Origin of the sequence: Pseudogemmobacter humi, assembly GCF_900609055.1 — a bacterium.
GTDB lineage: Bacteria > Pseudomonadota > Alphaproteobacteria > Rhodobacterales > Rhodobacteraceae > Pseudogemmobacter > Pseudogemmobacter humi.
Map to the genome: position 1 here is coordinate 1 of NZ_UXAW01000112.1, position 4,130 is coordinate 4,130.

Annotated in this window: 4 protein-coding genes; all 4 read left to right on the plus strand. The window is 69.5% G+C overall.

Translation table 11 applies throughout. The features are described 5' to 3' along the window. The first annotated feature begins 484 nt into the window (after nucleotides 1–484). The 4 genes from XINFAN_RS18920 (at nucleotide 485) to XINFAN_RS18935 (ending at nucleotide 4,112) form a co-directional block, all read left to right on the plus strand. Complete coding sequence (locus XINFAN_RS18920; protein WP_124088425.1) at nucleotides 485–919, plus strand: paraquat-inducible protein A; 435 nt, start codon at nucleotides 485–487, stop codon at nucleotides 917–919. Beyond that, the gene (locus XINFAN_RS18925) at nucleotides 909–1,913 is read left to right on the plus strand and encodes an LLM class flavin-dependent oxidoreductase (protein WP_124088422.1); all 1,005 of its coding nucleotides are present in this window, start codon (nucleotides 909–911) and stop codon (nucleotides 1,911–1,913) included. Before XINFAN_RS18920 ends, XINFAN_RS18925 begins: the two co-directional genes overlap by 11 nt. A gap of 203 nt (nucleotides 1,914–2,116) precedes the next feature. Further along, nucleotides 2,117–3,472 carry a DNA repair protein RadA gene (gene radA / locus XINFAN_RS18930; RefSeq protein WP_124088423.1) on the plus strand — a complete coding sequence of 452 codons (1,356 nt, stop codon included), beginning with the start codon at nucleotides 2,117–2,119 and terminating at the stop codon, nucleotides 3,470–3,472. Nucleotides 3,473–3,497: 25 nt separating this feature from the next. Beyond that, entirely contained in the window at nucleotides 3,498–4,112 is a 615-nt protein-coding gene (locus tag XINFAN_RS18935) for a CvpA family protein (RefSeq protein WP_124088424.1), read from the plus strand. Nucleotides 4,113–4,130 lie beyond the last annotated feature (18 nt).

The following is a 4,130-nucleotide window of genomic DNA, read 5'->3' on the forward strand; positions in this document are numbered from 1 at the left end:
GCGGAGCGCAGCCCCGTCCGCCCCGAACGCCCGGACCCGAGAGGCTGACCGCCCGCCCCCGGAGCCGGCGGCGGATGCCTCCGGCGGGGGTATTTGGGTCAGGATGAAAACCAGCGCGCGGCGCCTCCGGCAGGGGTGGCGTGCGGGAGAGCCTCGCAGGACGGGCGCGCATCCCCCGGGCATCGCCAGTGACCGAGAGCCGCTTCCGTCTCCGCGCACATATCCAGCCAGCCGATAAAGCATGCGCACCCGGGCGGCCCGTCATCCTGCCCGCCGGACGCGCGGGCAGGACGGAATACCTTAACGCCGCTCGCCTTTCAGCTCTCCAAAGCCGCGCGCTCCCCAAGCCCATCCGCCGGAAACCGCCGCATCAACCCCCTGCCGCTTTCACCTTGACTTAAATACTCCGGGGGAGTCCCCGGAACGGGGACGGGGGCGGCGCCCCCTCTTGACCCGGGCGGCCGCCGGTGCCACGCCGGGGCTCATGCGGCTCCTGAACCTCTCGCTTCTGATCCTTTTCCCCGTCGCCTGGTTCGCCCCCATGCTGCGCGCCGCGATGCTGCCGGTGTTCGGGATGGACGAGATTTCCGTCCTCACCGGGCTGCAATCGCTCTGGGGCGCGGATCCGGCGCTGGCGCTGCTGGTCACCTTCCTTGCGGTCTTTGCGCCCTATGCCAAGACGCTGGGCCTTTCGCTGCTGCATTTCGGGCTGATGTCGCCGAAACTGCTGCCCGTGCTGCAATTCCTCGGGAAGCTCGCCATGGCGGACGTGTTCCTGATCGCGCTTTACGTGGTGATCGCGCGCGGCGCGGGCTGGGTCACGGTCGAAACCGCCTGGGGGCTATGGCTTTTCACCGGCTGCGTGCTTACCTCGGTGCTGATCTCCCTCCGAACCGAAGGCCGTCTCCATGCAAGCTGATCCCATCCCACTGTCCTTGCTCGATCTGGTGCGGGTGCGCGAGGGCTTCGGCCCCGAAGACGCACTGACGGAGGCCCAGGCCATCGCGCGCCACGCCGACCGGCTGGGGTTCAACCGCTACTGGGTGGCCGAGCATCACAATATGGAAAGCATCGCCTCGGCGGCGACTTCGGTGGTGCTGGCCCATGCGGGCCAGGGGACGCAGCGGATCCGCATCGGCTCGGGCGGGATCATGCTGCCCAACCATGCGCCCTATGTGATCGCCGAACAGTTCGGCACATTGGCTGCGCTGTTTCCGGGCCGGGTCGATCTGGGGCTGGGGCGCGCGCCGGGCACCGATCAGGCGACGCTCCAGGCGATCCGCACGCCGCCGGGCGCCGCCGAGCGTTTCCCGCAGGACGTGATGGAACTGATGCACTGGTTCGCCCGCGCCGACGAGCCCGGCTATATCCGGGCCTGGCCCGCGGCGGGGGCGGAGGTCGCGTTCTGGATGCTCGGCTCGTCCCAGTTCGGCGCGATGCTGGCGGCGGAACTGGGCCTGCCCTATGCCTTCGCCTCGCATTTCGCGCCCGATCTGCTGGACGAGGCGCTTCAGCTTTACCGCGCACGGTTCAAACCCTCGTCCCACGCCCGCGCGCCGCATGCGATGGTGGGGGTGAACGTGATCTGCGCCGATACCTCCGCCGAAGCCCGCCGCCTGTTCACCACCCAGCAGATGAGCTTCACCGGCATCTTCCGCGGCGCCCGCGGGTTGTCGCAGCCGCCGATCGAAGACATCGATGCCTGGTGGACACCGGTGGAAAAGGCCCGCGTCGGCGCGATGCTCGCCTGTTCGGTGGTGGGCGATCCGGGCGAGGTGAAAGCCGGGCTCGACGCCCTTCGGGCCCGCACCCAGGCCGATGAATTCATCATCGTCAGCGATATTTTCGACCCCGGGGCGCGGCGCCGCTCGCTCGCGCTGACGGCAGACGCCTGGGGGCTGGCGCCCTCCTGACCATCGCTCGCCTCCCCCACACGGCGGATGCCTCCGGCGGGGGTATTTAAGTCAGGATGAAAGCCCTTTCACCCTGACTTAAATACCCCGGGGAGTCTTCGCTTGCGAAGACGGGGCAGCGCCCCTCTGCGCGGGCGGTCAGGGGCGCTGCCGCGAAACCCGGGGCTTGCTGGCGCCGCGCCGCTGGTGTTAGCCAAAGACGCATGAGCAAGGCCCCGACCTATACCTGCACCGCCTGCGGTGCGACCCACCGCAAATGGGCCGGGCGTTGCGACGCCTGCGGCGCCTGGAATTCCATCATCGAGGAGGCGCCGCTCTCCGCCGGGCCGAAGCCGCTCGGACCGAGGGGGCGGCAGATCCCGCTCTCGGATCTGGCGACCGAGGAGGAGCCGCCGCCGCGCGCGGGCTCGGGCATGGCGGAGCTTGACCGGGTGCTCGGCGGCGGGCTGGTGCCGGCCTCGGCAATCCTTGTCGGCGGTGATCCGGGGATCGGCAAATCCACGCTTCTGTTGCAGGCGGCGGCGAGTTTCGCCCGGCGCGGGCTGAAATGCCTTTACATCTCGGGCGAGGAGGCCTCGGCCCAGGTGCGGATGCGGGCGCAGCGCCTCGGGCTGAAGGACGCGCCGGTGCAGCTTGGCACCGAGACCGCGCTGAGGGACATCCTGACCACGCTTGACGCCGAGCGCCCCGCCCTCGCGATCATCGATTCGATCCAGACCATGTGGCTCGACACCGTCGAGGCCGCTCCCGGCTCGGTCTCCCAGGTCCGTGCCACCGCGCATGAGCTGGTGAGCTTCGCCAAACGCCGCGGCGTCGCGGTGATCATCGTCGGCCATGTCACTAAGGAGGGCCAGATCGCCGGGCCCCGGGTGGTCGAGCATATGGTCGATACCGTTCTCTATTTCGAGGGCGAGCGCGGCCATCAGTTCCGCATCTTACGCGCGGTGAAGAACCGCTTCGGCCCCGCCGACGAGATCGGCGTCTTCGAGATGACCGGGGCGGGTCTGGCCGAGGTCGCCAACCCCTCGGCGCTGTTCCTGTCGTCGCGCGATGCGCCCGCCCCGGGGTCCGCGGTCTTTGCCGGGATCGAGGGCACCCGCCCCGTGCTGACCGAGATCCAGGCGCTGGTCGCGCCCTCGCCGCTCGGCACACCCCGGCGCACGGTGGTCGGCCTCGATTCGGGCCGGCTCTCCACCATCCTTGCTGTGCTGGAGGCGCGGGTGGGCATCCCCTTCACCGGGCTCGACGTGTTCCTGAACGTCGCGGGCGGGCTGCGGGTGACGGAACCGGCGGCAGACCTCGCCGTCGCAGCCGCGCTTCTCAGCGCGCGCGAGGATGTGGCGATCCCGCGCGACATGGTGCTTTTCGGGGAAATCTCGCTCTCCGGCGCTTTGCGCCCGGTGGCCCAGACCGAAAACAGGTTGAAAGAGGCCGCGAAACTTGGTTTCACACAGGCGGCGCTGCCGAAGGGATCGAAACCCGGCGCGGCGGGCGGCATGAAGCTGCGGGGGATGGCCGATCTGGCGGCCTTTACCGGCGAGATGTTCGGGGCGGGCTGATCCCCCCGGGCGCAAGGAGAGCGGAATGGACAATTTCACCTGGATCGACGGCATCGCCGCGCTGATCATCCTGCTCTCGGCGGTGCTCGCCTATTCGCGCGGCATCGTGCGCGAGGGGATGGCGATCCTCGGCTGGATCGGCGCCGCGGTGGTGGCCTTCCTCTTCGCCCCCGCCGCCATGCCCATCGTGCGCGAATTGCCGAAAGTGGGCGAATTCCTCGCCGACAGCTGCGAGCTTTCCGTCGTCGCAGCCTTCGCCGGTGTCTTCGCCATCGGACTGATCGTCGCGGCCCTGTTCACGCCGCTCTTCGCCTCTATCGTGCAGCGCTCGGCGCTTGGCGGCATCGACCAGGCGCTCGGCTTCCTGTTCGGCGTGGTGCGCGGCATCCTGCTGATCGCGGTCGCCTTCATCGTCTACGACCGGGCGCTGGCCAACCAGTCGGTCGCGGCGATCGACAATTCCCGCACCGCGAAGGTGTTCGCGAATTTCCAGGCCTCGATCGACAGCGCCATCCCGACCGACGCGCCCGGCTGGATCGTCGCGCGCTACAACGACCTGACCAATGTCTGCGCCACTGGCGCCGCGCCCGGTTCCGCCGTGCCCGCCCCTGCCCCGGCGGAGCCCGCCCCGGCACCATAAGCGCGCCGCTGTGCATCC